The 2,390-nt window shown below is 63.7% G+C and carries 3 protein-coding genes; 2 read left to right on the top strand and 1 reads right to left on the bottom strand.

The features are described from left to right. Positions 1-1,374 (top strand): oligopeptide/dipeptide ABC transporter ATP-binding protein (locus EOA24_RS34455; protein ID WP_133374774.1); only part of this gene is annotated, 1,374 nt, incomplete at its 5' end. A gap of 13 nt (positions 1,375-1,387) precedes the next feature. Here the strand turns inward: EOA24_RS34455 and EOA24_RS34460 are convergent. Then, positions 1,388-1,978, bottom strand: a complete 591-nt coding sequence (locus tag EOA24_RS34460) for a hypothetical protein (RefSeq protein WP_126081938.1) — start codon at positions 1,976-1,978, stop codon at positions 1,388-1,390. A gap of 211 nt (positions 1,979-2,189) precedes the next feature. Between EOA24_RS34460 and EOA24_RS34465 the strand changes: the two genes are divergently transcribed. Next, a partial coding sequence (locus tag EOA24_RS34465; RefSeq protein ID WP_189354477.1) for a trimethylamine methyltransferase family protein occupies positions 2,190-2,390 on the top strand: 201 nt, incomplete at its 3' end.

Genomic DNA, 2,390 nt, shown 5'->3' on the forward strand with positions numbered 1-2,390 from the left:
GTCCCGGTTGAGGGCCATGAGGGGCATTTCTCGCGCTGCGTGCGCTTCAACGAGATCGACTGGGAGGCGCTGCCGCCCGGCGCCAAGAAGGTCAACGAAAAGGTCGAGCCCGGCGCGCCGGTGCTGAAGATCCAGGACCTCAAGAAATACTACAAGGTCGGCGGCAGCGAGGTGTTCGGCTCCAGCGAAGGCCGCGTCGTCAAGGCCAACGAGACGATCTCGTTCACCGCGCGCGAATCCGAGACGGTGGCGATCGTCGGCGAGTCCGGCTGCGGAAAGTCGACGCTGGCCAAGGTGTTGCTCGGCCTCGAGACCGCCAGCTCCGGCACGGTGACCTTGGCCAACAAGGAGATCCAGTCGACGGGCATCGAGAGCCGCGGCGTCGACACCGTCTCGTCGATCCAGATGGTGTTCCAGAACCCCTTCGACACGCTGAACCCCAGCCACACGGTCGGCTCACAGATCATCCGCACGCTGGAGAAGTTCAATGTCGGCAAGACGGTCGCCGAGCGACGCCAGCGCATGCTGGAGCTGCTCGACCTGGTGAAGCTGCCCAGGGCCTTCGAGACCCGCAAGCCGCGCCAGCTGTCGGGCGGCCAGAAGCAGCGCATCGGCGTCGCGCGCGCCTTTGCCGGCGACGCCAAGGTGGTGGTGGCCGACGAGCCGGTCTCGGCGCTGGACGTCTCGGTGCAGGCGGCGGTGACCGAACTTTTGATGGACATCCAGCGCAAGAACAAGACGACGATGCTGTTCATCAGCCACGATCTGTCGGTGGTGCGCTACATCGCCGACCGCGTCGTGGTCATGTATCTGGGCTACATCGTCGAGCAGGGCACGACCGACCAGATCTTCTCGCCGCCCTACCATCCCTATACCGAGGCGCTGCTGTCCGCGATCCCGATCGCCGACACCAGCGTCATCAAGAAGCACATCGTGCTCGAAGGCGACATCCCGTCGGCCATGAACCCGCCGACCGGCTGCCCGTTCCAGACGCGCTGCGGCTACAAGAAGCTGGTGCCGGACAATCTGTGCGAGACGAAGGTGCCGCCGGTGAAAAATCTCGGCGGCGGCCATACGAGCCTATGCTGGCTTTCGGACGACGTGCTCGCCAAGATGGAGCCGGTCATCAAGTTCGACAAGGAGCATGCCGCGCATGAAGGCGTGCCGGATGATGCGCCGCATGGCGTGGGGCCGGGCTTTGCCGGTGCGCCGCCGCAGCGTCCGGACGGCAAAAACGCCAGCGCGGAAGCCGACGCGATCGGAGAGGGCGTCGAGGAGAACGACGCTGTGCTCAAAGCTCGTCGCCACGAAGTGCGCGACGAGGATTCGGAAACCGGTGTCCCAAGGCCGAAGGACACGACAAGGCGGCACTAACCCGTTACGGATGTCAGCTGCCGCATTGCCGTAGCTGCGCCTGATAATCGCGCGCCATCTGGTCGGTGGCGCGTGCGTAGCTTTGAACGCCGGCGTCGCCGCGGTTGCCGCGGCCATAGGCGGTCCAGCCGAGATAATAGGCGAGATAGAGATTGTAGGTGTCGTTGCGCGCGACACCGAAAGTGTCGGCGGTCTTGGAGTGGTACCAGCCGACGAAATCGATGGCGTCGGCGAAGCGTGTGCGGCGCGCCGCCCAGTTGCCGGTCTCGCTTTGATATTGCGACCAGGTGCCGTCGAGCGCCTGCGAATAGCCCGTGGCGCTCGAGACATGAGTCCACGGGATGAAGCCGAGCAGCTTTGTGCGCGGCGGGCGGGCATTGCTCTTGAAGCCGGATTCCTTGCGCACCGTCGCCATCAGCACGGGAATGGGAATGCCGTATTTCTGCTCGGTCCGCTCGGCGGCGGACTGCCAGTTGTCGAACCAGCCGTCATTCTGGTCGAACACGGCGCAGACATTGTTGATGTGGCTGGGCGCTGTCGCGCAGGCCGACAGCGCCAGCAGCACGCAAACAGCGACAATTTTACTAAAACTCGACCTACGCATTGGAAGACGAATAGGCCGAAATCATAAAAGGAGTCTTGCGCGGTTCCTTAACGCTGACGCGGGAAGCGCGAAAAATCCAGTATCGATATTCCGACCAACTGCGTCGCTATTCTCTTCGTCGATTTCCAAAAATGCCGCCTTGGCTAAAATCGCGCCGGCAAATGGCGAATTCCTGACAGCTCGCCTGTGATACCGGCGCTCTGATGCGCGCATGAGCGAACCAAGACGCAAGCGCGGCGCCGAGCGCACCAGCAACCGAGGACCCGCCGCCATCCCGCAACTGCCGCTGCGGCGGGTGGAGAATCCCTATCCGCCGATGGCGCTGTTGTCGGCCGACCAGATCGAGGCGATCCACCAGGCATCGATGCACCTCCTGGAGAATTTCGGCGTCGAGGCGATGAGCCCGCGGGCG

The organism is Mesorhizobium sp. M2A.F.Ca.ET.039.01.1.1, assembly GCF_003998035.1.
Taxonomy (GTDB): Bacteria; Pseudomonadota; Alphaproteobacteria; order Rhizobiales; family Rhizobiaceae; genus Mesorhizobium.